This is a genomic window from Archangium gephyra (genome assembly GCF_042230915.1).
GTDB lineage: Bacteria > Myxococcota > Myxococcia > Myxococcales > Myxococcaceae > Archangium > Archangium gephyra_B.
Window position 1 is genome coordinate 10,987,518 of record NZ_CP102578.1, and the last position, 22,679, is coordinate 11,010,196.

26 protein-coding genes are annotated in these 22,679 nt (G+C 70.0%); 10 read left to right on the top strand and 16 right to left on the bottom strand.

Annotated elements, in window-relative coordinates; all coding sequences use genetic code 11:
• The first annotated feature begins 20 nt into the window (after positions 1 to 20).
• Both NR798_RS43320 and NR798_RS43325 read left to right on the top strand, forming a co-directional pair.
• The gene (locus NR798_RS43320; RefSeq protein ID WP_375768474.1) at positions 21 to 422 is read left to right on the top strand and encodes an HIT family protein; all 402 of its coding nucleotides are present in this window, start codon (positions 21 to 23) and stop codon (positions 420 to 422) included.
• On the top strand, positions 419 to 664 hold the full coding sequence (locus NR798_RS43325; RefSeq protein ID WP_375768475.1) for an acyl carrier protein: 246 nt from the start codon (positions 419 to 421) through the stop codon (positions 662 to 664). The genes NR798_RS43320 and NR798_RS43325 overlap by 4 nt, the downstream gene beginning before the upstream one ends.
• Before the next feature lie 63 nt (positions 665 to 727).
• On the opposite strand, the gene NR798_RS43330 is transcribed toward NR798_RS43325, so the two are convergent.
• On the bottom strand, positions 728 to 2,545 hold the full coding sequence (locus tag NR798_RS43330) for an AMP-dependent synthetase/ligase (protein WP_375768476.1): 1,818 nt from the start codon (positions 2,543 to 2,545) through the stop codon (positions 728 to 730).
• A 268-nt stretch (positions 2,546 to 2,813) separates the two neighbouring features.
• On the opposite strand from NR798_RS43330, the gene NR798_RS43335 reads away from it, so the two are divergent.
• Positions 2,814 to 4,289, top strand: a complete 1,476-nt coding sequence (locus NR798_RS43335; RefSeq protein ID WP_375768477.1) for a serine/threonine-protein kinase — start codon at positions 2,814 to 2,816, stop codon at positions 4,287 to 4,289.
• A 213-nt stretch (positions 4,290 to 4,502) separates the two neighbouring features.
• Here the strand turns inward: NR798_RS43335 and NR798_RS43340 are convergent, their stop codons facing one another.
• The 13 genes from NR798_RS43340 to atpG all read right to left on the bottom strand — a co-directional run bounded on the left by NR798_RS43340 (position 4,503) and on the right by atpG (position 15,146).
• Positions 4,503 to 5,510, bottom strand: a complete 1,008-nt coding sequence (locus tag NR798_RS43340; RefSeq protein WP_375768478.1) for a cytochrome d ubiquinol oxidase subunit II — start codon at positions 5,508 to 5,510, stop codon at positions 4,503 to 4,505.
• Positions 5,500 to 6,831, bottom strand: coding sequence for a cytochrome ubiquinol oxidase subunit I (locus NR798_RS43345; protein WP_375768479.1), 1,332 nt, complete (start codon positions 6,829 to 6,831; stop codon positions 5,500 to 5,502). The genes NR798_RS43340 and NR798_RS43345 overlap by 11 nt, the downstream gene beginning before the upstream one ends.
• A gap of 121 nt (positions 6,832 to 6,952) precedes the next feature.
• A complete protein-coding gene (locus NR798_RS43350) occupies positions 6,953 to 7,483 on the bottom strand; it encodes a hypothetical protein (protein ID WP_375768480.1) in 531 nt (176 codons plus the stop codon).
• A complete protein-coding gene (locus NR798_RS43355) occupies positions 7,480 to 7,884 on the bottom strand; it encodes a phage holin family protein (protein ID WP_375768481.1) in 405 nt (134 codons plus the stop codon). Before NR798_RS43355 ends, NR798_RS43350 begins: the two co-directional genes overlap by 4 nt.
• Before the next feature lie 179 nt (positions 7,885 to 8,063).
• Positions 8,064 to 9,107: an ADP-ribosylglycohydrolase family protein gene (locus tag NR798_RS43360; RefSeq protein ID WP_375768482.1), complete on the bottom strand. Its 1,044-nt coding sequence runs from the start codon at positions 9,105 to 9,107 to the stop codon at positions 8,064 to 8,066.
• A 127-nt stretch (positions 9,108 to 9,234) separates the two neighbouring features.
• Complete coding sequence (locus tag NR798_RS43365; RefSeq protein ID WP_375773914.1) at positions 9,235 to 9,489, bottom strand: hypothetical protein; 255 nt, start codon at positions 9,487 to 9,489, stop codon at positions 9,235 to 9,237.
• Between the two features lie 5 nt (positions 9,490 to 9,494).
• Positions 9,495 to 9,962, bottom strand: a complete 468-nt coding sequence (locus NR798_RS43370; protein WP_375768483.1) for an RrF2 family transcriptional regulator — start codon at positions 9,960 to 9,962, stop codon at positions 9,495 to 9,497.
• A complete protein-coding gene (locus tag NR798_RS43375) occupies positions 9,940 to 10,953 on the bottom strand; it encodes a 2Fe-2S iron-sulfur cluster-binding protein (protein WP_375768484.1) in 1,014 nt (337 codons plus the stop codon). Before NR798_RS43375 ends, NR798_RS43370 begins: the two co-directional genes overlap by 23 nt.
• A gap of 19 nt (positions 10,954 to 10,972) precedes the next feature.
• Complete coding sequence (locus NR798_RS43380) at positions 10,973 to 11,359, bottom strand: group 1 truncated hemoglobin (RefSeq protein WP_375768485.1); 387 nt, start codon at positions 11,357 to 11,359, stop codon at positions 10,973 to 10,975.
• A 316-nt stretch (positions 11,360 to 11,675) separates the two neighbouring features.
• A complete protein-coding gene (locus NR798_RS43385; RefSeq protein WP_375768486.1) occupies positions 11,676 to 12,080 on the bottom strand; it encodes a F0F1 ATP synthase subunit epsilon in 405 nt (134 codons plus the stop codon).
• A gap of 30 nt (positions 12,081 to 12,110) precedes the next feature.
• Complete coding sequence (locus NR798_RS43390) at positions 12,111 to 12,650, bottom strand: hypothetical protein (protein WP_375768487.1); 540 nt, start codon at positions 12,648 to 12,650, stop codon at positions 12,111 to 12,113.
• A 27-nt stretch (positions 12,651 to 12,677) separates the two neighbouring features.
• Positions 12,678 to 14,123 carry a F0F1 ATP synthase subunit beta gene (atpD, locus tag NR798_RS43395; protein WP_375768488.1) on the bottom strand — a complete coding sequence of 482 codons (1,446 nt, stop codon included), beginning with the start codon at positions 14,121 to 14,123 and terminating at the stop codon, positions 12,678 to 12,680.
• A 114-nt stretch (positions 14,124 to 14,237) separates the two neighbouring features.
• Entirely contained in the window at positions 14,238 to 15,146 is a 909-nt protein-coding gene (gene atpG / locus NR798_RS43400) for an ATP synthase F1 subunit gamma (protein ID WP_375768489.1), read from the bottom strand.
• A 204-nt stretch (positions 15,147 to 15,350) separates the two neighbouring features.
• On the opposite strand from atpG, the gene NR798_RS43405 reads away from it, so the two are divergent.
• The 4 genes from NR798_RS43405 (at position 15,351) to NR798_RS43420 (ending at position 18,033) form a co-directional block, all read left to right on the top strand.
• Positions 15,351 to 15,773 carry a response regulator gene (locus NR798_RS43405; protein WP_375768490.1) on the top strand — a complete coding sequence of 141 codons (423 nt, stop codon included), beginning with the start codon at positions 15,351 to 15,353 and terminating at the stop codon, positions 15,771 to 15,773.
• Between the two features lie 106 nt (positions 15,774 to 15,879).
• Positions 15,880 to 16,509 carry a vancomycin high temperature exclusion protein gene (locus tag NR798_RS43410; protein ID WP_375768491.1) on the top strand — a complete coding sequence of 210 codons (630 nt, stop codon included), beginning with the start codon at positions 15,880 to 15,882 and terminating at the stop codon, positions 16,507 to 16,509.
• A 99-nt stretch (positions 16,510 to 16,608) separates the two neighbouring features.
• Positions 16,609 to 16,881 carry a hypothetical protein gene (locus tag NR798_RS43415; RefSeq protein ID WP_375768492.1) on the top strand — a complete coding sequence of 91 codons (273 nt, stop codon included), beginning with the start codon at positions 16,609 to 16,611 and terminating at the stop codon, positions 16,879 to 16,881.
• A gap of 15 nt (positions 16,882 to 16,896) precedes the next feature.
• Positions 16,897 to 18,033, top strand: coding sequence for an AI-2E family transporter (locus tag NR798_RS43420; protein ID WP_375768493.1), 1,137 nt, complete (start codon positions 16,897 to 16,899; stop codon positions 18,031 to 18,033).
• A gap of 58 nt (positions 18,034 to 18,091) precedes the next feature.
• On the opposite strand, the gene NR798_RS43425 is transcribed toward NR798_RS43420, so the two are convergent.
• The gene (locus tag NR798_RS43425; protein WP_375768494.1) at positions 18,092 to 19,528 is read right to left on the bottom strand and encodes an SMI1/KNR4 family protein; all 1,437 of its coding nucleotides are present in this window, start codon (positions 19,526 to 19,528) and stop codon (positions 18,092 to 18,094) included.
• 178 nt (positions 19,529 to 19,706) lie between these two features.
• Here NR798_RS43425 and NR798_RS43430 point away from each other — a divergent pair, with 178 nt between their 5' ends.
• From NR798_RS43430 to NR798_RS43440, 3 genes are all read left to right on the top strand, one after another.
• The gene (locus tag NR798_RS43430; RefSeq protein ID WP_375768495.1) at positions 19,707 to 20,240 is read left to right on the top strand and encodes a hypothetical protein; all 534 of its coding nucleotides are present in this window, start codon (positions 19,707 to 19,709) and stop codon (positions 20,238 to 20,240) included.
• A gap of 123 nt (positions 20,241 to 20,363) precedes the next feature.
• The gene (locus tag NR798_RS43435) at positions 20,364 to 21,098 is read left to right on the top strand and encodes a DUF4142 domain-containing protein (protein ID WP_375768496.1); all 735 of its coding nucleotides are present in this window, start codon (positions 20,364 to 20,366) and stop codon (positions 21,096 to 21,098) included.
• A gap of 61 nt (positions 21,099 to 21,159) precedes the next feature.
• Positions 21,160 to 21,504 carry a thioredoxin family protein gene (locus NR798_RS43440; protein WP_375768497.1) on the top strand — a complete coding sequence of 115 codons (345 nt, stop codon included), beginning with the start codon at positions 21,160 to 21,162 and terminating at the stop codon, positions 21,502 to 21,504.
• On the opposite strand, the gene NR798_RS43445 is transcribed toward NR798_RS43440, so the two are convergent.
• Positions 21,505 to 22,554 carry a hypothetical protein gene (locus tag NR798_RS43445; protein WP_375768498.1) on the bottom strand — a complete coding sequence of 350 codons (1,050 nt, stop codon included), beginning with the start codon at positions 22,552 to 22,554 and terminating at the stop codon, positions 21,505 to 21,507.
• Positions 22,555 to 22,679 lie beyond the last annotated feature (125 nt).

Below are 22,679 nucleotides of genomic sequence, written 5' to 3' on the forward strand. Positions count from 1 at the left end.
ATCAAGACGGAGAGTGCAGAGTGGCTGAGAACAACATCTTCGCGCGCATCGTTCGCGGTGAAATCCCCTGTCACAAGGTCTGGGAGGACGAGCGGCACCTGGCGTTCCTGGACATCCGGCCGGTGAAGCCCGGACACACGCTGGTGATTCCGAAGGCGGATGGGGACTACCTGTTCGACCTGGAGCCGCAGCGGTACGTGGAGCTGATGCAGGCGGTGCGCACGGTGGCGCGGCTGCTCAAGGAGCGGACCGGGTGCAAGCGCGTGGTGGAGGTGGTGCTGGGCTACGAGGTGCCGCACGCGCACGTGCACCTGATTCCCACCGACTCCATGGCGGACCTGCCGCCCATCGTGGGCACGCCGGCGGAGCAGGCGGAGCTGTCGGCCATGGCGGCGCGCCTGCGCCAGGGCTCGGGCCCGTGAGCGCGAGGACCGCCGAGGAGATCCAACGCTGGATGGCGGAGCGGGTGGCGGGCTTCCTGGAGCTGACGCCCGCGGACATCGACGTGCGGGCGCCGTTCCAGCACTACGGCCTGGACTCGATGGAGCAGCTGCGCATCATCGGCGAGCTGGAGACGTGGCTGCAGCGCGAGTTCGAGGAGACGCTGCTGCGGCAGTACCCCACCATCGAGGCGGTGGCGGCCTTCCTGGCCAAAGCGGGCTGAGCGCCCGGCGGGCTCTGGCACGAGTGAGTGCCAGAGCCGCCGCGCGGGCGCCCGGGGTGGGGCTCAGGCCGCGCGCTCGCCGCTCTTCTCGGCCTCGCGGTAGAGCTCCTCCACGGCCTCGCCGAACTTCTTGAGCACGTTGCGCCGCTTGAGCTTGAGCGAGGGCGTCAGCATGTCATTGGCGGTGGAGAAGTCCTCGCTGATGAGCAGGAAGCGCTGGGGCTTCTCGTAGCCCTTCGCCGCGTCCTTGCAGAACTCGTTGATCTGCTCGCGGTAGAGCTGCTGCACCTCGGCGCGCTTGAGCAACTCGGGGATGGAGGTGGTGTCCAGCCCCTTCTCGGTGGCCCACTTCTTCAGCGAGTCCATGTCCGGGACGATGATGGCCACGTTGAAGGGCTTGTTCTGCCCGTGCAGCATCACGTTGGTGATGAAGGGCGAGAGCTGCAGCGCCTGCTCGATGGGCACCGGCACCACGTACTTGCCGTTCTCCAGCTTGTACTGCTCCTTGATGCGGCCGGTGATCCAGACGTACCCGTCCTCGTCCAGCACGCCCATGTCGCCGGTCTTGAAGCCGCCATCGGCGGTGAAGACCTTGGCGTTCTCGTCGGGCAGGTTGTAGTAGCCCATCATCACGTTGTGGCCGTAGACGACGATCTCCCCCTGCTTGGGGTCGCCCGTCTCCGAGCGGTCGATCTCCACGCGCGTGCCGGGGATGGGCCTGCCCACCGAGCCGATCTTCCGGTAGCCCGGGTAGTTGGCGGTGGAGATGGGGGACGTCTCGGTGAGGCCGTAGCCCTCGTAGACGGTGATGCCGAGGTTGTCGATGAACTCCGCCACCTCGCGCGAGATGGCCGCCGCGCCGCTGAAGGCGTACTTGAGCCGGCCACCGAAGCGGGCGCGCACCTTGGAGAAGACGACCTTGTCGAAGAAGGCATGCTGCAAGTCCAGCAGCACGCTGCTCTGCTTCTTGTCGGCCAGGGCCTTGCGCTGCTTGGCCACCTCGAGGCCGCGGGTGAAGAGCATGCGCTTGACGGGGGACTCGGCGGCCATGCGCTTCTGCAGCCCGTCATAGATGCGGTTGAAGATGCGCGGCACCGAGAAGAGCAGCGTGGGCTGCACCTCGGAGAGGTTGTCGACGATCTTGTCCACGCCCTCGGCGATGCCCATGGAGGCGCCCATGGAGAAGAGGGCGTTGAGCTCCACGTTCTGCCCGAAGGAGTGCGCCCACGGCAGGAAGGCCAGCGAGCGGTCATCCTGGTTCATGGGGAAGACCTCGTGCATGGCGCACACGTTGCGCGCGAGGTTGGCGTGGCTGAGCATCACGCCCTTGGGGTTGCCGGTGGTGCCCGAGGTGTAGATGAGGCCAGCCAGGTCCGAGGCCTTGGGCGTGGTGACGGGGCTGGGCGTGTCGGCGCCGCGGCGCAGCAGACACGCGAAGGTGTCCGTCTCGGTGGCGGTGCCGGTGAAGCGGATGACGTGCTCGAGCTTGGGCAGCTCCTTCTGGAGCGCCTTGAGCTTGGTGGCGATGGCGTCGGTGGCGGCGAACACCACCTTGGCGCCACAGTCATTGAGGATGTACGCCCACTCCTTGTCCAGCTGGGCCTCGTACATGGGGACGTAGGCGGCGCCCAGCGAGTAACAGGCGTAGGCACCCACCGCCCACTCGTGCCGGTTGTTGGCGATGACGGCCACCCGGTCCCCGTGCGTCACGCCCAGCTGCGTCAGGCCGCCACGCAGGTCGTCCACCATCTGGCCGAACTGGATGTACGTCATCCATGACCACTGGCCGTTCTTCTTCTCACCGAAGAGCGGGCGCGGGCCAAAGGAAGCAATGCTCTGCAGAAAGATGTCGACCAGCGTCTCGAACTTGGGGCTCGTCATCGGGCTTCGGGCTCCTTGGGTTCAGGGAAGTAGGCGGTGGTCCTGGGACCCCCCCTGTGCCTGCCTCAGAACCCGGGAAGCTACTTCAACTCCGGGCCCTACTGGATGGGTCCAGAAGCGCTTTCTCCCACACCGGGGGTGGAAATCTCCGCCAGTCGCCCTCCGAGGTAGACCCCTGCCCGCGATTGACCCATCGCGTCATCCCGCGGGCCGCTTCGCCGCGAGGTCCTTCAATGGGCGAGCGGCTCCGGGATAAGAGGGAGGCACCATGGTCGAGTCCGGCGCACGCATCGGGGATTACGAGATCTGGGGCCGCATCGGCGGCGGCGGGATGAGCGACGTGTGGCTGGCGCGGCATGTGCTGCTCGCCTCGCCGCTGGTGGTCAAGACGCTCAAGCCGCACTTCCAGGCGGACCCCGAGGAGCGCTACCGGCGCATGCTCAACGAGGCGCGGCTGATGGCCCGCGTGCCCAGCCACCGCGTGGTGCGCGCCACCGACGTGCGCATCCACCAGGGAACGCCGCTGCTGGTGCAGGAGTACGTGGACGGCATCGACCTGGACGAGGTGGACGTGCGCCGGCGCCGGGCCCTGGGCCTCGGGTTGCCGCTGTGGTTCGTCTGCGAGGTGCTCGCCCAGGTGGCCGAGGGGCTGGCCGCCGCGCACCTCACCGGCATCCTGCACCGCGACCTGAAGCCGTCGAACATCCTCGACTCGCCGGAGCTGGGCACCAAGCTGGGGGACTTCGGCATCGCGGTGGCCAAGAGCGTGGGCCACACGAGCGTGGGGGACATCTCCGGCACGGGGCCGTACATGGCCCCCGAGGTGCTGCGCGGAGAGGCGTTCGACCGGCGCGCGGACGTGTTCGGCCTGGGCTCCACCGCCTACCACCTGCGCTACGGCCGGCCGCCTTTCGAGGGGCTCGAGCCCCGGCTGCGGGGCGAGGCGCACCCTGTCTTTCCCTCGCCCAGCGGACCCGAGGAGGCGTACTTCCAGCACGTGCTGGCGCGCATGCTCGCGCCGAACCCCGAGGCCCGCTTCCCCGACGTGGCCCAGGTGCGCCACCTGTTCGCCCGGCTGGCCTCCACCACGCGCCCGCTCGGGGCCGCCACGCGCCTGGACGATGGCAGCCTGGCGCTCGGCCCCACGCGGATTGTCTGTGAGACCGGGGACCTGGCCCTGGCGCGGGTGGACGGCATCGTGAGCCCGGCCGTTCCCCAGCTGAACATGACAGGAGGGGCCGCGGCGGCCCTGCGTGCCCACGGTGGGGAGAGCATCCAGCAGGAGGCGTGGCACTGGGGTGAGCAGCCGCTGGGGGCGTGCATCTCCACGGGAGCGGGGCGGCTCGCGTGCCAGCGGGTGCTGCACGCGGTGAGCGCGTGGGAGGAGGTCAGCTGCATCGGACGGGCGATGCAGCGGGCGCTGCTGACGGCGGAGGAGGAGGGCCTGGGCTCGCTCGCGGTGCCGGCGCTGGGCACGGGCGCGGGGCGGGTCACCGTCGAGGCGAGTGCCCGCGCGGAGGCCTCGGCGTTGCGCTGGCACCTGCTGCTGGGCGGCAGCCGGCTCCGCGAGGTGCGCTTCGTGCTGTACGAGGAGTCCCTGCGCGAGCGCTTCCGGGACGTGCTGGAGAGTGTGTTGCTCGATGCGGACGGTCCCACGCCCGAGGTGGGTAGGCCCGCGCATCAGCTGGTGGAGTCGGCTCCCGACGACAGGACGTACGTGCCCGCCGTCGCGCGGCGCTCGTGACCCCTGCTCCCTCTCTATCCCCTCCCTCCTTCTCCCCTCACTCCCTCTCTCCCCGGGAGAGGGTTGGGGTGAGGGTATCCGAGCCTGTTCTTCAACCCGTGGCCCCCAGTGGGGACAACGGGTTCAACCCGGGGCCCGTGGCACCCTCACCCCGTCCCTCTCCCGGAGGGCGAGGGGAAATCAGCGCGCGGTTTCAGGGGCACTTCTTCGGAGCTATCTGGACTCTTTGGGTGCGGACTGGAACACCCGCAGCAGGAAGAGCAGCGAGGGGATGATGAGGGCGGCGCCCACCGCGAGCGCCACCAGCAGGGCCCGCTGCGCCGCCACGGAGGCCGCCGCCCCCTGGAGCGTGAAGTCCGGCACCACGAGGTACGGGTACTGCGAGGCCGCCCACCCCGCGACGATGAGACCCACCTGCGCCGCCGCCGCCACGCGCGCCGGCCAGAAGCGCCGCGCGAGCAGCAGCCCGAAGGCCAGCACCGCCGCCACCGCCGTCGCCGCGTGCAGTGCCAGCGCGAAGGGTGAGCCCGTCAGCCCCGCCCACACCCGGGGCGCCCCCTCGCGCGCGAGCACCAGCACGCCGAGGGCCGCGAGGAACACCGCCACGCCCGCGCCCAGCGCCCGCTTCCGGAAGTCCTCCTGGAGCCCGGGCTCGCGCGTCTCCGCGGTGAGGTACACCGCCGCCAGGAAGGCGAAGAGGCACAGGGCCAGCGCCCCCACCGCCAGCGCGAAGGGCGACAGCCACGCGGAGAAGAAGCCGCTCACCACCGCGAGCCCCTCCACGCGGATGTCCCCGCTCACCACCGCGCCCACGCACATGCCCAGCAGCGCCGGGGACAGCACGCTCGCCACGCTGAAGACGAGCCCCCAGCGCCGCTGCACCGCGTCCCCGCGCGCGTCGTAGGTGCGGAAGGTGAAGGCCGTGCCCCGGAAGACGATGCCCAGCAGCAGCAGTGTCAGCGGCACGTGCAGCGCCACCGACAGCGCCGCGAAGGCCCTCGGGAAGGCCGAGAAGAGGATGACGATGCCGATGATGAGCCAGACGTGGTTCACCTCCCACACCGGCCCGAGCGCCTTCGCGATGAGCGCCCGCTGCTCCGCCTTGCGCGGCCCCGAGGCCAGCAAGTCCCACACGCCCCCGCCGAAGTCCGCGCCCCCGAAGAGCGCGTAGAGGACGAAGGCGGCCACCAGCGCACCGCCCAGCAGCAGCTCAGTGCTCATGGGCCACCTCCCCCGCCGGCGGCTCCCGGCCCGGCAGCGTGCCCGCCACCTGCCTCACCATGAGGAAGACGACCATCGCCCCCAGGAAGAGGTAGACGAGCGTGAACGTCCAGAAGGGCACCGCCAGGTGCCGCACCGGCGTCACCGCCTCCGCCGTGCGCATCACCCCGCGGATGATCCACGGCTGGCGCCCCCACTCGGTAACGAGCCACCCCGCCTCCATCGCCACCACCCCGAGCGGCCCGCACAGCAGCCACCCCCACAGCAGCCGCCGGTCCTCGGGCCACGCCTTGCGCCGCCAGCGCAGCAAGAGCGTCACCACCGCCAGCAGCGCCATCGCGCCCCCCGTGCCCACCATCACCTGGAAGGCCAGGTGCACCTTGAGCACCGGTGGCCACTCGTCGCGCGGGAAGGCGTCGAGCCCCTTCACCTCCGCGTCCGGATCCATGAAGGCCATGAGGGACAGCCCGTTGGGAATCTCCAGCGCGTAGCGCATGGTGCGCGTGTCCACGTCCGGCAGCCCGCCGACGCTCAGCCCCGCGCCCCGCTGCGTCTGGAACAGGCCCTCGGCCGCGGCCAGCTTCAGCGGCTGCGCGCGTGCCACGTGCTCCGCGGACTGGTGCCCCACCAGCGGCTGCACCAGCGCGGAGAGACACGCCAGCGGCAGCGCCACCGAGAGCGCCTTGCGGTGGAAGGCCGCCCCCGGGTGCCGCAACAGCACGAAGGCGTGGATGCCCGCCATGGCGAAGGCACTGGCCTGGTAGCACGCGAGCAGCGTGTGCGCCGTCTGGTGCCGCCAGCCTGGGCTGAACATCGCCGCCACCGGGTCCACGTTCACCGGCCCTCCCGCCGTGAGGGTGAAGCCCGAGGGGTCGTTCATGAAGACGTTCACCAGCGTGACGAAGAAGGCGCTCGCCGCGCCGCTCAGCGCCACCATCACCCCCGAGAAGAGGTGCAGCCCCGCCGGGATCCGCTCCCGCCCGTACAGGTAGATGCCGAGGAACACCGCCTCGGTGAAGAAGGCCGTCCCCTCCAGCGCGAAGGGCAGGCCGATGACTTCCCCGTAGGTGCCCATGAAGGCCGGCCACAGCAGCCCCAGCTCGAAGGAGAGCACCGTGCCGCTCACCGCGCCCACCGCGAAGAGGATGGCCGTCCCCTTCGCCAGCTTCCGGCTGAGCAGCGCGTAGTCCGCGTCTCCCGTCCGCCGGGCCTTCACGTCACTGAGCACCATCAACAGCGGCAGCGCGATGCCCGCCGCCGCGAAGACGATGTGAAAGGCGAGGGACAGGCCCATCTGGGCACGCGCGTAGAGCAGGTCCATGGCGAGGATGAATCTGCTTTATGCGAGAATTCTACGCAATCAACATTTCTTATCCATGCCAGGACGTGAACGCGGCGCCCCATGGACGGAGAGCGCCGCGCCGACTGCCCTGCCCCGGCGGCTACGCGTGCGCCGGAGTCTGCATGAAGCGCAGCCCGAGGCGCTTCCTGCCCTCGGGGGCCTGCTGCTGTTCAGAGGCAGGCACCAGTGACTGCACCGCGCGCCGGGCCATGGCCGTGGCCAGCGTGCTGACGAAGATGAGGACGAGCTTGCGGCCGAGCTCGATGCCCACCGGACGCTCCTCGGCGCGGGAGGCGACCCGGTCCGGGTGCTCCCAGGCGCGCCGCACCGCCTGCGCGCGGTGCTTCCACAGCAGCTCCTCGCGGTGCCGCGCCCGCCACCACGAGACGCCCAGGCCCACCACGGCCAGCGCTACCGCGACACCGCCCGCCTGGACGAGCACGTCGCGGTTCTTCTCGACGGCCTTGCGCACCTGGTACTTCACGTCCATGGCCCGCTCGCGGCGCCGGTCCAGCTCCTCGAGGGTGAGCAGCAGCTCGTCGCGCAGCCGGTCCGCCGTCTTCTCCACCTGCTCGCGGTCACCCATGCCGGCGGTGATGTGGCCGCCGCTCTTGTTGTCCTGCTCGCTCATTGCAGTGTCTCCCGGGTGCGGGCGAGGTCCGTCTTCAGCCGCTCCTGCGTGTGCGGCAGGGGCTTCTTCGGCAGCCGCTTGACGCCCGCGAACGCCAGGCCGCCCGACAGCAGCACCAGGAAGACGCCCACCAGCAGCACGCCCAGCGTGTCCCCCAGGGGCAGCGCCATGCCCGCCGCCACCAGGAGGGCCGCCAGGGCCATCAGCCCGAGCACGCCTCCGGCGCCCAGGAGGATGCCCGAGGTGCGCGCCGCCTTCACTTCCTCCTGAAGCTCCTTCTTGGCGTGCAGCACCTCGGCCCGCGCCAGCAGCCGGGCCTCTTCGATGGCATGGCGGATGAGCTCCGCCGTGGACAGTGACTCCAGTTGCCTACGCTCCAGACGCTCCGACTCGAGTTCCACGTCTCCGCCTCCCGGGGCATCCGGCGGGCCCACCTGGGAGTCCCAGGTGTGTCCCGCTCTCCCGCGGAAGGTGGGAGCGGGAACATTCCGCGGGAAGTCTGGCCGCCAGGACGCACCCATGCCCGGCCGCCCCCTCTAGGGCGAGCGAGCAGCCAGGGGCCCGGCTCCGAGTCCGTTTCTCAGCGGCGGCGTTTGGGGTGGTGCTGCTGGGCCAGGGCGGTGGCGAGCGTCTCGCGCACCTGCCGGGCCTGGAAGAGGCGGTCCGCCGTGTCCAGCAGCGTGTCCGCGTACAGCACGTTCTTGCGCAGCCGCGCGGGAATGGCCGCCGTGCCCAGGTGCGCCCCCACCAGGGCTCCCGTGCACGCCGCGGCCACGTCCGCCTCGCCTCCGCAGCGCAGCACCAGCTCCACCGCCTGGCGGAAGTCGTGCGGCACCTTCAGCGTGGCGTACAGCGAGGTGAGCAGCACCGGCACCACGTGCGGCGGAAGCCCGTCCACGCCCTTGAGCTGGCTGGGCGGCACGCTCACCTTGCGCAGCTGTCCCAGCGCCCGCACCGGGTCCCACGTCAGCAGCCGGGGCAGGTGCCGCAGCTCCTCGGCCAGCTCCTTGTCGTGCGCCGCCGCCGAGAGCGCCAGCTCCTCGCAGAACTCCGCGGGCGTGAGGGGCTCGCTCGTCGTCAGTCCCAGCGCCACCGCCTGGGCGAACGCCGCCGCGGCCGCCGCGCACGTCGGGTCCTTGTGCGTGAGCACCGTCATCACGCCCGCGTCGTGGCGGATGCGCACCCGGCTCTTGCTCTCGAAGAGGCCCACCACCACCGCGCGGCTGAGCACCGAGGGGCACTTCACTCCGAGGGGCGCTCCGGCGCTCATCCACGGCGTGCCCTGCGCCAGCTTCTGCAGCGCCTCGGCCAGCTGCTTGGGCGGCTGCAGGATGATGCCCTCCTGCCACAGCCACGCCAGGTGCGCCGCCGCGCTGCGCCCATCCACCTTGTTCTCGCGGATGACGCTCTCGGCCGCCGCCAGCATCAGCTGCGTGTCATCGGAGAACTGGCCCTTGGCGAACTTCCCCCGCGGCCGAGGCGCGAAGTCCTCCGCCAGTCCAGGAAGGCGTGTGAGGCTCGCCGGAGGAACGCCCCGCAGGGGAAACCCCAGGGCATCTCCGATGGCGAGTCCCAGGAACGCCGCGTGAAACCTGTCCTGGCGTTCGGCGGGGGTCAGCGACATGGGGAGCGGCAAGATAACCGAGCCGCGTTTCCTGACCAGCCCCGACTTTCATCTCTTCGTGAGTTCCCCGCATGCCGGCTCACAGCTTGGGTGAAGGTCGCTCTCCCACCACAAGCTGCTCATCGCCTCAGGCGTCGCGGCCGAGGTTGACAACCGCCTGCAGTCTCGCCAGGACGGCCTCGGTGCCCTGGTGCAGGTGCTCGCCGTCCCAGAGGGCCGGGGTGCTGTGTCCACCGAGCTCCCGCCAGGCCGTCTCCGCCTCGGGGAAGGCGACATTGCGCAGGCGCACCCGGTCCTCCAGCGCGTAGTCGACCACGTACCGGCGCGCCGCCGCCGAGGAAGGCTCCGCGATGCGGTGGAAGAGCTCCAGCACATGCCCCACGCCGCTCACCCCACCTCCACGTCGGCCACGGGCTTGGCGGGCTTGAGGAAGTAGTTGGACAGCTTGCGCGGGCTGCGCCGCACCAGGTCCTCCAACGTGTACTTGTCCAGCGTGGCCAGGAAGGCGCGCGTCGCTTCGTTGAGCACGCCGATCAGCCCGCACGCCGGGGTGATGGGGCACGTATTCGTCGCCGGATCGAAACACTCCACGATGTGGAAGTCCGGCTCCATGTCGCGCACCACCTGGCCCACGGAGATCTCCGCGGGAGGCCGCGCCAGCACCACCCCGCCGGAGCGCCCCGGCCGGACCTCCACGAAGCCGTGGCGGCCCAGGCCCTGCACCACCCGGACTAGGTGGTGCTTGGAGATACCGTACGCGTCGCTCACCTCGCCAGTGGAGATCACCCGATCCGGGTTGGCGGCGAGGTACAGCAGCACGCGCAGCGCGTAGTCAGCGTGAAGCGTCAGATGCACGGCTCATCACTCCCGCTCCCTCCTGCGGCGGAGGAGTGCTCGGGAGGAACGCATCCGCGTGGAGTTCCTTGAGCGACAGCCCGGCGAGGAAGAGCTTCTTCCTCAGGGATAGCACCAGGGCCGGGTCGCCGCACAGGAAGGCTCTGCAACCAGCCAGCCGGGGGCACGTTTCCTTGATGACCGCATCCAGCGGCCCCACCGTCACGCCCACCCTTTCTTGTCCCCTGAGAACACTGGGACGGTATTGGAAGTGATTGTAACGGGATTGCAACGCGCGCAGCTCGTCCACGAGGTAGAGCCCGGAGGCCTCGAGCGCGCCGTGGAAGAGCCAGATGGGCCCGGTGTGTCCGCGCGCCAGCGCGTCCTGGACGATGCCGTACAGCGGGGCCAGGCCCGTGCCCGTGCCCGCCAGCAGCAGCGGCTGCTCCGGCCGCCCCGGCACGTAGAAGCACTCGCCCGCGGGGCCCTGCAACTCCAGCGCGTCCCCCGGCCGGGCCTCGTCGAAGAGCCACCCGCTCATGCGGCCTCCGGCGACGCGGCGCACGTGCAGCGCCAGCGTGTCCTCGTGCGGCTGGCTCGCGAGCGAATAGCTGCGCGCCACGCCGTCCCGGAGCAGCGACACGTACTGGCCGGGCCGGTACTCGAAGGCGCGCTCCGGGCGCAGCCGCACGCACAGCACGCTGTCACTCAGCCGCTCCAGCGAGGTGATGCGCGCGGGCACCCGCAGCTCCGCGTCCGCCCCCGCCACCTCGAGCTCACCCTCGGGGTGGCACGCACACGCGAGGAAGTAGCCCCGGGCCTTGAGCGTCTCCTTCAGCCCCACCTGGGCCTTCGCCGGCACCTCGCCGCGCTCGGCCCGCATCAGGCAGGACTGGCACGCCCCCGCCCGGCACGAGTTCGGTACCCGCACGCCCCCCCGCAGCAGCCCGTCGAGCACCGACTCGCCTTCGTCCAGCCCGTACCACTGGCCCTCGTGCTTCACCCTCATCATGTGCGTGCCCCCCTCGGACTCAGCGGTTGAGCACGTCCGCCCGCGCGCTCTCGGCGATCGCGAGCACCTGCTCCACCAGAGGCTTCGCCACGCCCAGCTCCAGGAGCGTCGCCGACAGGTGCTCCGCCACCGCGTTGAAGTGCGTGTCGTTGAGCCCGTTCTTCACCAGGTGCGCGTGCCCCTTGCGCATGTCCTTGCCCGAGTACGCGCTCGGCCCCCCGCACACCATGGTGAGGAACGCCTTCTGCTTCCCCGCCTGGCGCTCCATGTCCACGTCCTCGAAGAAGTGGCTGATCCGCTCGTCCGACAGCACCTTCCGGTAGAAGAGATCCACCGCCGCCTCCATCGCCCCCTCCCCACCGATCTGCTCGAACAGGCTCTTCTTCCCCGCGACGTTGGTGCTCATGTGCGCTCACTTTCCGGGCCGCGTGCGGCCCCCTGTTTCGATGCATTCAACATGCATCCTCAAAGATGCATTCTAAATGCTCCTTTTTGGACATAAGGTCAAGGGACTCGCTCGCACGGTGGGTGAATAGGAGGGAGAAGGGGAGTGGAAATGACGAAGCCCCCAGTGCCCGGCGCCCGGATCCTCGGGCATCGTGCATGGGGGCTCGATCAGCGCTTCATGGGGGGGAGCCCGGGGTCCGTGGCACCCTCACCCCGTCCCTCTCCCGGGGGGAGAGGGGTACTGCTCGCGGGGTACTGCTCGCGGGGTACTTCGCTCAGCGCATCGTCGCGGCGTTCATGCGCGCCGTCTCGCGGCGCACCGTCGCCTGCTCGATGTCGAAGCGCACGTCGTCCGAGGACATCCCGCGCAGCCGCTCCACCGCCTCCTGCATCCGCCGCTTCGCCGCCTCCACGTCGATGCCCGTCACCGGCTCGGCCACGTCCGCCAGCACCAACACCTTGTCGTTGCTCACCTCGACGAAGCCGCCCGCCACGAAGTAGTACTCGCGCCGCCCGCCGTCGATCAGCGTCATCGGGCCCGGCTCCATCAGCGACAGGAACGGGGTGTGGCCCGGCCGCACGCCGAACAGACCCTTGCCACCCGGGACGATCGCCTCGTCCGCCTGCACCGACAGGATGCGCTTCTCGGGGGTCACAATCTCGACCGTCAGCTTGGCCATGGGCTTCCGTGCTCCCTGGGGTACCGCTTTTCAGAAGGTCAGCTGGTGGGACTTGCCGCCCACCGTCTCGAACTCGATGCGCCCTGCGTCCGTCAGGCGCGGGCCCTTGCCCGGAACCCCGAGCACGCCCTCCAACCACTTGAGGTGCTGTCCCAACTCCCGCACCTCGGATACCTCGCGTGGGCTCACGAAGCTCATCAGGCGCCGCTCCTGCACGCGCCCCTGGCGGTCATACTCCTCCGCCACCACCGTGTTGGCCCACGCGGGCACCTTCTTGTACTGCTTGCCGGGCAGCTTCTTCGTGCCCTTGGGCGCCAGCGGGAAGAAGACCCACACCCGCTCTCCATCATTGGAGACGAAGTACAGGTCATCCACCCCGCCCACGCACTGCTTGAGCGTCCACACCGGGCCGCTCTCCTTGGACACCTCCAGCGTGCACTTCCCGGTCTGCTCCACCAGGCGCACGCTGTAGGTGCCGTTGGCGCTCACCCGCGCACGGCTGGAGCGCTCCTGCCCGAGGGCCGGGAGCGCCACCACCATCAGCATCAGGACGAGGGCGGAACGCAGCACGTGGGCTCCTTCCCAGCGCGCGGCCGACTACGCCGCCGCCATCTTGCGGGCCTTCTCCAGCGCCTCGTCGATGCCGCCCACCATGTAGAAGGCGGACTCGGGGATGTCGTCGTGCTTGCCGTCGGCGATCTCCTTGAAGCCCTGGATGGTGTCCTGGAGCTTCACGTACTTGCCCGGCGAGCCGGTGAAGATCTGCGCCACGAAGAACGGCTGCGACAGGAAGCGCTGAATCTTGCGGGCGCGCGCCACCACCTGCTTGTCGTCCTCGCTCAGCTCGTCCATGCCGAGGATGGCGATGATGTCCTGCAGCTCCTTGTAGCGCTGGAGGATGCCCTGGACCTTGCGGGCCACCGCGTAGTGCTCGGCGCCCACCACGTCCGGCGAGAGGATGCGACTGGTGGAGTCGAGCGGATCCACGGCCGGGTAGATGCCCAGCTCGGAGATGGCGCGGTTGAGCACCGTGGTCGCGTCCAGGTGGGCGAACGTGGTGGCCGGCGCCGGGTCCGTCAGGTCGTCGGCGGGCACGTAGATGGCCTGCACGGACGTGACCGAGCCCTTCGTCGTGGAGGTGATGCGCTCCTGGAGGCTGCCCATCTCCGTGGCCAGCGTGGGCTGGTAACCCACGGCGCTCGGGATGCGGCCCAGGAGGGCGGACACCTCGGAGCCGGCCTGGGTGAACCGGAAGATGTTGTCGATGAAGAGGAGCACGTCGCGCCCCTCGATGTCGCGGAAGTACTCGGCGATCGTCAGGGCCGTGAGGGCCACGCGGGCGCGGGCACCGGGCGGCTCGTTCATCTGGCCGTACACCAGCACCACCTGGCTCTCCTCCAGGTTGTCGATCTTGATGACCTTGGACTCCTGCATCTCGTGATACAGGTCGTTGCCTTCACGGGTGCGCTCGCCCACGCCGGCGAACACCGAGAAGCCACCGCGCTCCACGGCCACGTTGCGGATGAGCTCCTGCAGGAGCACCGTCTTGCCCACGCCGGCGCCGCCGAACAGGCCGATCTTACCGCCACGGGTGTAGGGGGCGAGCAGGTCGATCACCTTGATGCCGGTCTCGAACATCTGCACGCGCACGTCCTGCTCCGTGAACGGAGGAGGCTGGCGGTGGATGGGCCAGGACTCCTTGGCCTTCACGGGACCCTTCTCGTCCACCGGATCGCCGGTGACGTTGAGGATGCGGCCCAGGGTGGCCTTGCCCACCGGCGCCTGGATGGGGGCGCCCGTGTTCTTCACGGGGGCGCCGCGGCCCAGACCCTCGGTGGAGTCCATGGAGATGCAGCGCACGGTGTTCTCACCCAGGTGCTGCGCCACCTCGAGGGTGAGGTTGTCGGCCTCGGCGCTGATGTTGGCGTTGGTCACCTTGAGGGCGGTGTACACCTCCGGGAGACCCCCGGGCGGGAACTCCACATCCACCACAGGTCCGAGAACCTGCGTCACCTTGCCTACCGTCGGAACTTGAGCGCTCATGGAATGTCTTCCGTCCCTCGTCGAAATTGTGGCCCGGGGGATGGGCGGGCCCCCTCTACAGGTGGCCTCCCCCAGGGGTCAAGCTTCGCGGCCCCAAGGCCAGAAGCGGAACTTCTACTTCAGAGACTCCGCACCGGACACGATCTCCATCAGCTCCTTCGTGATGACCGCCTGGCGGGTGCGGTTGTACGTGAGCGACAGGCTGGCGATCATGTCCGAGGCGTTGCTGGTGGCGTTCTCCATGGCGCTCATGCGGGAGCCATGCTCGCTGGCGACGCTCTCCAGCAGGGAGCGGTAGAGCTTGATGGCCACCGCCTGGGGCACCAGCCGATCCAGCACGTCCTGGCGGCCCGGCTCGTACTTGAAGTCCACCAGGGCGGGGGTGGGCGCGGCCACCGGGGCGCTCTGTCCGGCCTCGGCCGCCGTGGGGGCGCCCACCGAGAGCGTCTGCAGGGGCAGCAGCTGCGCCAGGGTGACCTTCTGGCTGATGGCGGAGATGAACTCGTTGTAGACGACGTAGACGGCGTCCACCTCGCCCTTGAGGAAGCGCGCGCTCATCTCCTCGGCCACCTGCGAGGCGTGGGGATAGTCCAGCCGCTGGAAGAGGAAGCCGAAGTCCTTGCGCATCTTCTGGCCGCGCTGCCGGAAGAAGTCGTTGCCCTTGCGGCCCACGGTGGAGACCTCGATCTCCACGCCGCTGTTCTCGTACAGGAAGCGGCTGGCGCGCCGGATGACGTTGGAGTTGAAGCCGCCGGCGAGGCCGCGGTCCGAGGTGAGCAGCAGCAGCTCCACCTTGCGCACCGGACGGGCGGTGAGCAGCGGGTGCGCCAGCTCCTCGCCCCCGGAACGGGTGACCAGGTCGGAGATGATCTGATCCAGCATCTGCGCGTAGGGACGCGCGGCGATGATGGCATCCTGCGCCTTGCGCAGCTTGGCGGCGGAGACCATCTTCATGGCCTTGGTGATCTGCCGCGTGTTCTTCACCGAGCGGATGCGCTTGCGGATATCGCGAAGGGACGCCATGGGGCCACCAACTCCTCTGGAAACGGGCCTGGACGCGGCCCCCTATATAGGCGGTATGGCGGCCGGTCAACCGTGGCCTTGCAACCCAAGGCCCGCCCGGGGCCGGAGCCGGGGCATCCAGGCGTCTGCCCGGGGGATGCCGCCCTGGGCCCCCGGGCTTAGCCTTCGAGGGCAGGTTCCTCTCGTCGGTGGAGCGCAGAACCCATGGCGTCCCTGCGTGGCCCGGTATTGATCGTGGAGGACGACCCGGACACCCGGGAGTCGCTTCAGCACTTCCTGGAGGCCCATGGCTACGCGGTGGTCGCCGCCAGCCATGGCAAGGAGGCCCTGGAGCACCTGGGGCGAACCCCCCGGCCCTCCATGATGGTGCTGGACATGAACCTGCCCGTCATGGACGGCAACCGGCTGCTCATGGCCCGCAGGGGGGATGACCTCTTGCGCACCATCCCCGTGGTCATCCTCTCGGCGGCCCTGGCGGGGATGAGCCCCCGGGATCGGGCCCTGTACGCCTCCAGCTTCGGGGTGGCCGCCTTCCTGGGCAAACCGGCGGAACCCGGCCAGGTCCTGGAAGCGGTGGAAAGGCATGGTTTGAGGGCCGAGGACACGAGCGCTGGTGTCCCCGTGTGAGCACCAGGCAAGAGAGCGGCTTCCTTCCGGGAATGAAGGGAGGAGAATGAGCCTCCCGGCGGTTTGGCCGGGGACCATGGGGAGAGGCGGCAAAAGGGCGCGAGCCTTGCGCAGGTGGGTGCTGGGGCTGCTGGCCATGGGGCTGGCGGCTGTCCTGGGCGTGTGGGTCGTTTCCTTCTATGTGGAGAAGCGCTACGCGGACCGGATCATCCCGCGGGCCGAGGCCCCCCAGGCCCCGGTGGCGCTGGTGTACGGGGCGGGACTGGCCCCCGGAGGCGTGCCCTCGCCGGTGCTGGCGCAGCGCCTGGACGCCGCCATCGCCCTGTACCGCGCGGGCACGGTGGACACGCTGCTGCTCAGCGGGGACAACTCGGATCCCTTCCACGACGAGACGCGCGCCATGCTGCGGTATGTGCTGGACCGGGGCGTGCCGCCCGGCGCGGTGGAGGAGGACGACGCGGGCCTGTCCACCTATGACAGCTCCGTCCGGGCCCACACCGTCTTCGGGGTGCGCGAGGCGGTGCTCGTCACCCAACGCTTCCACCTGACACGGGCGCTCTACATCGCCAACTCGGTGGGCATCGACGCCTGGGGCGTGGCCGCCGACGAGGGCCGGCCCCGCACCCGCCGCTACGCCCTGCGCGAGACGTTCTCCCGGGTGCTCGCCCTGGGCATGGTGCTGGCCGAGGCGGAGCCCCGCTACCCCTCCGGCCGGACGCTGGCCCCACCGCGCTGAGCCACCTGACAGGCGGGCAGCCTCGCGCTGTTGCGTGGAATCCAATGGGTTCGCACCGTTGGCTCGGGCAGCCAACCCGGCGTGCTCGGAGGAAACACCATGCGATTCAAGAATCTCGGGTCCGAGGACGTGGGTGAGTCCGAGTCCCTGCGCAACCGGGACCCCGTCACCGGGCAGGAAACCATCAACTTCACGGATCAGGAGCTGACGGCCACCCCGCCCCTGGAAGAGGACCCGGACTACCGGGACATCCTCCCGGATCAGATTCACGAGTTCCGGCGCGGGGATGAGGAGGAGCAGGAGGAGGAGCTCACCGCCCGGCCCAAGGAGCCGCTGCGGCCCATGCCTCCCAACGATCTGCCGGAAGGCTAGGCGAGGGCCGGGCCGGTGCAGAGCCCTCTACGGCCCCGCTCCCAGGTGACGCCCCGCACGGTGTGGACGGTGGCGTTGCACGTGCTGGCGCTGGTGGCCGTGCTGTGGCTGCTGACCCGGGTGTGGACGGTGCTGTCGTGGGCGATGGTGGCGCTCTTCCTCGCGCTGGCGGCACATCCGCTGGTGCGCTGGCTGGAGCGGCACCGGGTGCGCCGCGGCGTGGCGGTGTTGTCGGTGGGCCTGCTGGGGGTGGGCCTGCTCACGGCACTGCTGATGACCCTGGTGCCGATGCTCCTCGAGCAGGCGCTCGCGCTGGTGCGGGCGGCGCCCGACTACATCGACCAGCTCCAGCACCGCCCATGGGTGGAGAAGCTGGACGAGCGCTATGACATCATCGACCGCATCTCCGCGGAGCTGCGCCAGCGGATCCCGATGACGCCCGGGCCGGTGCTCGGGGTGGTGACGGACCTGCTGCAGAAGCTGGCGGCCGTGGTGACCATCTCCGTGCTGACGGTCTTCTTCCTGCTGTTCGGACCGGACCTGTTCGACACGTCCCTGCAGTGGGTGGAGCCCTCGCGCCGCGAGCACTGGCGCACCCTGGCGCACGAGATGCACCGCACGGTGGGCGGCTACGTGGCGGGGGCGTTCCTCATCTCGTTCATCGGCGGGGTGGTGACGGCGGTGTCCACGCTGCTGCTGGGCGTGCCCTACTTCATGGCCCTGGGCCTGGCCATGGCGGTGCTGGGGCTCATCCCCTTCGTGGGCTCCTTCCTCGGCCTCGTCCTGGTGGCGGGGACGACGTTCGCCTCGGTGGGGACGAGGGAGGGCTTCATCGCGGTGGGCATCTTCGTGGTCTACCAGCAGGTGGAGGGCAACCTGCTCCAGCCCCTCATCCAGCGCCGGACGCTGAACATGAACCCGCTGCTCATCGCCCTGGTGATGCTGGTGGGCACCGGCCTGGCGGGCCTCATCGGCGCGCTGCTCGCGCTGCCCATCGCCGGCGCGGTGCAGGTGCTGCTGCAGGACCGGCTGGCACGGCTGCACGAGCAGTGGCGCACTGGCAAGAATGGGGCGACGCGCGTCATCCTCGCCCCCGAGGACCAGGGGACCCGCCCCCGGCCCCCGGCCGAGCCCCCCGTGATTCAGCACTGAGCCCGCTCCCCTCTCGTCACGAGAGGGGATGGGTGTGAGCGCGAACGGCGAGCGCGGCTCAGCGCCGACCGCGCCCGGCCGCCTTCTTGGCTGGAGCCTTCTTGGCGGCGGCCTTCTTCGCCGGAGCCTTCGCAGCCGCCTTCTTCGCGGCGGCCTTCTTGGCTGGAGCCTTCTTCGCGGCGGCCTTCTTGGCTGGAGCCTTCTTCGCCGGAGCCTTCTTCGCCGGAGCCTTCGCCGCGGCCTTCTTCGCCGGAGCCTTCTTCGCGGCGGCCTTCTTCGCGGCGGCCTTCTTCGCGGCGGCCTTCTTCGCGGCGGCCTTCTTCGCCGGAGCCTTCTTCGCCGGAGCCTTCGCCGCGGCCTTCTTCGCCGGAGCCTTCTTCGCGGCAGGAGCCTTCTCGGCTGCCTTCTTTGCCGGAGCCTTCGCAGCGGGCGCCTTCTCGGCGGCCTTCGTAGCCGGGGCCTTCGTCGCAGGCGCCTTCCTGGCCGGAGCCTTCGCGCCAGCAGTGGTCGTGTCGCCGCCAGCCATCGTCATCGCGGCGACGTTCGCCACGGCGGCCGCCGTCTTCGCGGCTCCCTGCGCGACATCGGCAGCCGTCTTCACGGCTCCGACTGCGGCCTTCTTCACCGCACTCCGAGCACGGGCCATGGGCTCGGACACGAGCGTGGACTGCGCCTCGGAAGCCGCCTGCCGGAGCTGCACCACCCGGCGCTCGGCCGCCGCAATCACCGGCTTCCGCAACTCCTCATCCGGCTCCTCTTCGGCCTTGGCTTCCTCCTCGCCCTCCTCGCCGGCCTCTTCCTCCTCTTCGGCCTTGGCTTCCTCCTCGCCCTCCTCCTCGGCCGCCTCTTCCGCCTCGGCCGCCTCTTCCTCCTCGCCCTCCTCCTCGGCCGCCTCTTCTTCCTCCTCCTCAGCCTCCTCGGCGGCCGCCTTCGGACGCGGCTCCTCGTCGTATTCCACCGACAGGTCGCTCAGCGCGCCCTGCACCGCCGAGAGGGCCCGCGCGTACGTCCTGTCGCCGAACTCCTCCACCTCGGCCGGAGGCACCAGCACCTCGAGCATCGTCTGCAGCGACCGGTACAGCCGCAGCTCGCGCTTCTCGGTCTCCCAGGTGCCGTAGAGCCAATCATCCCCGGACAGCGACTCCGCCCAGCCCGGCAGCGGACTGTCGGCCTGCTCCACCATCGCCGACTTGCGCGCCGCGAAGAGCTGCCGGTGCGGCCCCTTCACCCCGATGCGCCACACGCCAGCGGCCGGCAGGCTCTCCAGCTTCAGCCGCGTCTTCTCCAGCACGCTGGGCGCGCCCTCGGCATCATGCAGCGGGAACAGCGTCACCTCTCCCTGGAGCTCACCGCCGTCGAACATCCGGTACAGCGCGCCGAGCTCCTCGGGGAAGGGCACCCCGCACTCGGTCTCCGCCCGCCGGACATCCTCGTGTCCCACTCCGGCTGCCGTCCGCTTCGCCGACTTCTGAAGTCCCTCCAGCCACTCGTACATGTCCCCTCCGCGTCGAAGGGCCCCAACTTATGGCGCCCGGGGCCTGCTGCGCAGTGCGCCTCGTTGGATATTGTGCACCGCCACGGCCCACTCGGGCAGCCTTTCCGCATCCCGGAGTATCTGATCCCGTATGGAATCAACCCCCGGGAACCCCTCTCCACATCCCTTCTGGAGCCCCATGTCCCGCCTCCTCTTCCTGCTGCCCCTCGCCCTCTCCCTGATCGCCTGCGGCCCCAGCCACGAGGGCACCGTGACCTACCAGGTGCGTCTCAAGCCCAGCAGCGTGATCGGCGGCACCATCGCCGACAGCCTCCGCGTGGACCCCACCGACGCCCAGTGGACGGCCTTCCTCACCCAGGCCCGCGCCACCCTCGACGAGGCCCCCTCCCGCTTCGAAGTCACCGACGCGCGCATGCAACTGGATGTCACCAAGTCGAAGAACGTGGGCATGCTCCAGGAGGTGCTCACCGGGGACGTGACGGCCTTCCTGCGCGCCAGCGAGACCGGCACCCAGGTGGACATCGCCAGCCTCGAGGCCCCCATGGGCAGTGCCCAGCTCGACATGGAGACGACCGGCAACTCGCTGGAGCCCCTGGAGACGAACCTCGCCCGGGGCGACTTCCTGCTCGGGCTGCGCGGCGGCACGACCCGCTCGGCCACCGGCGACTTCGAGGCCGTCATCACCCTCACCCTGGACGTCACCGCCCGCTGACTCCGACTCCGGGGTGCCCCCACCCAGCCTGGAGGGCCTCGCCCGGCGGCCTGCCCTCCCCTGTCCTCCCCACCCCTCCCGAGCCCAGCTTCCCGGGGAAAAGACTCGAAAGGAGTGGGACACATGAAGCGCTCGTGGGGACGGTGGGCAGTGCTCGGGGCGATGGCCATGGGACTGGGGGGCTCGGCGATGGCACAGGACCTGCCCCCGAAGCCCCAGTGGCAGCAGCCCTCCCAGGGGCAGCATCAGCCCCACAAGACGGGGGACATCAAGGCGGACCAGGCCCACCGGGTGGGCATGATGATGGTCGCGGACGGCGCGCCGGCCTTCCTCGCCCAGCTCCGGGCCATCAACGAGACGGAGATCTCCCTCGGGGAGCTCTCCGTGCAGAAGGCCGCCAACCCCGCCGTGAAGCAGTACGGCGAGCACATGGTGAGCGACCACCGGGCGGCCAACCAGCAGCTCCTGGACTTCGCCAAGCAGCGCGGCATCCAGGTGCCCGTCCGGCTCGAGCCCACCAACGACGTGCAGACCCGGCTCATGAGCGCCAACGAGGCCACCAAGGCCAAGCTCATCGTGCTGGACGGCGCCCTCTATGACCAGGCGTACCTGGCCTCGCAGGTGGCCGACCATGACCAGACGATTCAACTCGTGACGCTCGCCCGGCAGCAGTACCCCGACCTCGCGCCCCTGCTGGACGGGCTGCTGCCCAAGCTGCGCGAGCACCGGGACCGGGCCTACCAGCTGCTCGGCCAGTCCCAGCCCCAGGCCCAGGCCGGTCAGCCGCAGCCCGCGCAGCCGCAGCCAGCCCAGCCGCCGCAGCGCCAGGCCCGCCCGCCCGCTGGCGAGCGCCGCTGAGCCACCCGTGCGCCCGCTTCCCCGGTTGAAGCGGGCGCCAGGCGCCGTTAGTCACGGGGGCATGTCACATCCCGTGAGCTACGACGCGACGGCGGAGACCTTCGACGCGCTGGTGCTGCAGCCCCAGGACGAGCTGGTGGTGGTGGACTTCTGGGGGCCCGGCTGCCCCAACTGCGACATCTACGCGGCCGCCGAGCTCTCCCTGCTCTCCGAGCTCGAGGGCGCCCGGATGCGCGTGGTGAAGGTGAACGCGTACGAGCACGAGGAGCTGGCGCGGCGCTTCGGCCTCTACGGCATCCCCACCTTCCTGCTGTTCCGCGACGGCAAGCTGCTCGGGAAGATGAGCCAGTACTACGGGCGCGAGTACTGGCTCGGCGTCATCCGCGACCACCTGCCCAGGGCCTGACTAGCGGCGCAGCTCGGGGAAGGGCGAGGTGGACGAGCTGTAGCGCCCGGTCACCATCGACCAGCGCACGTTGCCGTGGATCCACGCCTTCATCCCTTCCACGTAGGAGAGGACGCGCGGGTCCACCGGCCCCTGCTCCAGCAGCGCCTCCTCGCACGCGAGGAACGCGTCCGTGTCCGCGTTGATGACGCCCATGGCCTCGCCGATGGCCTCCTCCAGCCCCAGCCCCTGGTTGACCCGGAGCACGTGCACGAAGTTGTTCGGGTTGCGGTGCCAGAGGACCTCCTTCTCGAAGGAGAACAGGTCGTTGGTCAGCGCCACCACCCGCGTGCACAGCTGGCGCATCCGCTGCACGAGCGGCTGCTGGAAGAGCGCCTCGGGCAGCTCCTGCCCCTCGCGGGCGAACTCCACCAGGTCCAGCGCCGTGTACATCGCCGAGTCCATGGCCCGCTGCTCGATGTAGGGCTCCAGCTCGGGCACGGTGCCCGCCGCCCAGTGGCGCGCCGCCGGGAGCGTGCCCCGGTAGAGGTAGTCCTCCACGTTGCCGGTGAAGCGCTCCAGCCACGCCTCGCTCGCCAGCCGGCTCATGCGCTCGCGCAGGTGGTGGGTGAAGCGCTCCAGGGGCGTCGCCCGCGCGCGCAGCGGCCCCCCGCGCAGCACCTGGAGACAGGCCTCCACGTACTCCTGGAGGTACTCCGGACGCTGGCCCACCTCCTCCTGCTCGTCCGCCTGGTCATCGAAGAGGAACAGCCACACGTGCCAGTCGTTGCAGACCTCCAGCCGCTCCCGCGTCCCCTGGGGGTAGGTGTAGGCCGTGAGCAGGCCGAACTGGCTCGCGTCGAAGCGCCGCACCACCTGCTGCACCCTGGGCAGCAGCCGCACCGCCAGCACCCGCGCCCGCGTGGCCCGGTCGATGGCCCGCGCATGCAGGCTCGGCTCGGACTGGAAGGACTCGGGCATGCGCAGTGTCGAGAGGCTGGGTCCTCGCAGCAGGGGCACCTCTTGCGAGGTGGCGAACGTGGCGGAACCGGACGGGAGGGCGGAAAGCATCGGAACCTCGAGACGGACGGAAGCCCTGGGAGAGACGCTGGCTCTCAATCAGTGAGAGCATAATAATGAATTTTAGCTGTAAAACAATATTTCTGGTTCATCGTGGAAATCACGTATTCAGAACC

Coding starts and splice junctions, on each gene's coding strand:
- NR798_RS43330 (WP_375768476.1), bottom strand. CDS start 2,545: ATGACGAGCCCCAAGTTCGAGACGCTGGTCGACATCTTTCTGCAGAGC.
- NR798_RS43335 (WP_375768477.1), top strand. CDS start 2,814: ATGGTCGAGTCCGGCGCACGCATCGGGGATTACGAGATCTGGGGCCGC.
- NR798_RS43340 (WP_375768478.1), bottom strand. CDS start 5,510: ATGAGCACTGAGCTGCTGCTGGGCGGTGCGCTGGTGGCCGCCTTCGTC.
- NR798_RS43345 (WP_375768479.1), bottom strand. CDS start 6,831: ATGGACCTGCTCTACGCGCGTGCCCAGATGGGCCTGTCCCTCGCCTTT.
- NR798_RS43350 (WP_375768480.1), bottom strand. CDS start 7,483: ATGAGCGAGCAGGACAACAAGAGCGGCGGCCACATCACCGCCGGCATG.
- NR798_RS43360 (WP_375768482.1), bottom strand. CDS start 9,107: ATGTCGCTGACCCCCGCCGAACGCCAGGACAGGTTTCACGCGGCGTTC.
- NR798_RS43375 (WP_375768484.1), bottom strand. CDS start 10,953: ATGATGAGGGTGAAGCACGAGGGCCAGTGGTACGGGCTGGACGAAGGC.
- NR798_RS43380 (WP_375768485.1), bottom strand. CDS start 11,359: ATGAGCACCAACGTCGCGGGGAAGAAGAGCCTGTTCGAGCAGATCGGT.
- NR798_RS43385 (WP_375768486.1), bottom strand. CDS start 12,080: ATGGCCAAGCTGACGGTCGAGATTGTGACCCCCGAGAAGCGCATCCTG.
- atpD (WP_375768488.1), bottom strand. CDS start 14,123: ATGAGCGCTCAAGTTCCGACGGTAGGCAAGGTGACGCAGGTTCTCGGA.
- atpG (WP_375768489.1), bottom strand. CDS start 15,146: ATGGCGTCCCTTCGCGATATCCGCAAGCGCATCCGCTCGGTGAAGAAC.
- NR798_RS43405 (WP_375768490.1), top strand. CDS start 15,351: ATGGCGTCCCTGCGTGGCCCGGTATTGATCGTGGAGGACGACCCGGAC.
- NR798_RS43415 (WP_375768492.1), top strand. CDS start 16,609: ATGCGATTCAAGAATCTCGGGTCCGAGGACGTGGGTGAGTCCGAGTCC.
- NR798_RS43425 (WP_375768494.1), bottom strand. CDS start 19,528: ATGTACGAGTGGCTGGAGGGACTTCAGAAGTCGGCGAAGCGGACGGCA.
- NR798_RS43430 (WP_375768495.1), top strand. CDS start 19,707: ATGTCCCGCCTCCTCTTCCTGCTGCCCCTCGCCCTCTCCCTGATCGCC.
- NR798_RS43435 (WP_375768496.1), top strand. CDS start 20,364: ATGAAGCGCTCGTGGGGACGGTGGGCAGTGCTCGGGGCGATGGCCATG.
- NR798_RS43440 (WP_375768497.1), top strand. CDS start 21,160: ATGTCACATCCCGTGAGCTACGACGCGACGGCGGAGACCTTCGACGCG.
- NR798_RS43445 (WP_375768498.1), bottom strand. CDS start 22,554: ATGCTTTCCGCCCTCCCGTCCGGTTCCGCCACGTTCGCCACCTCGCAA.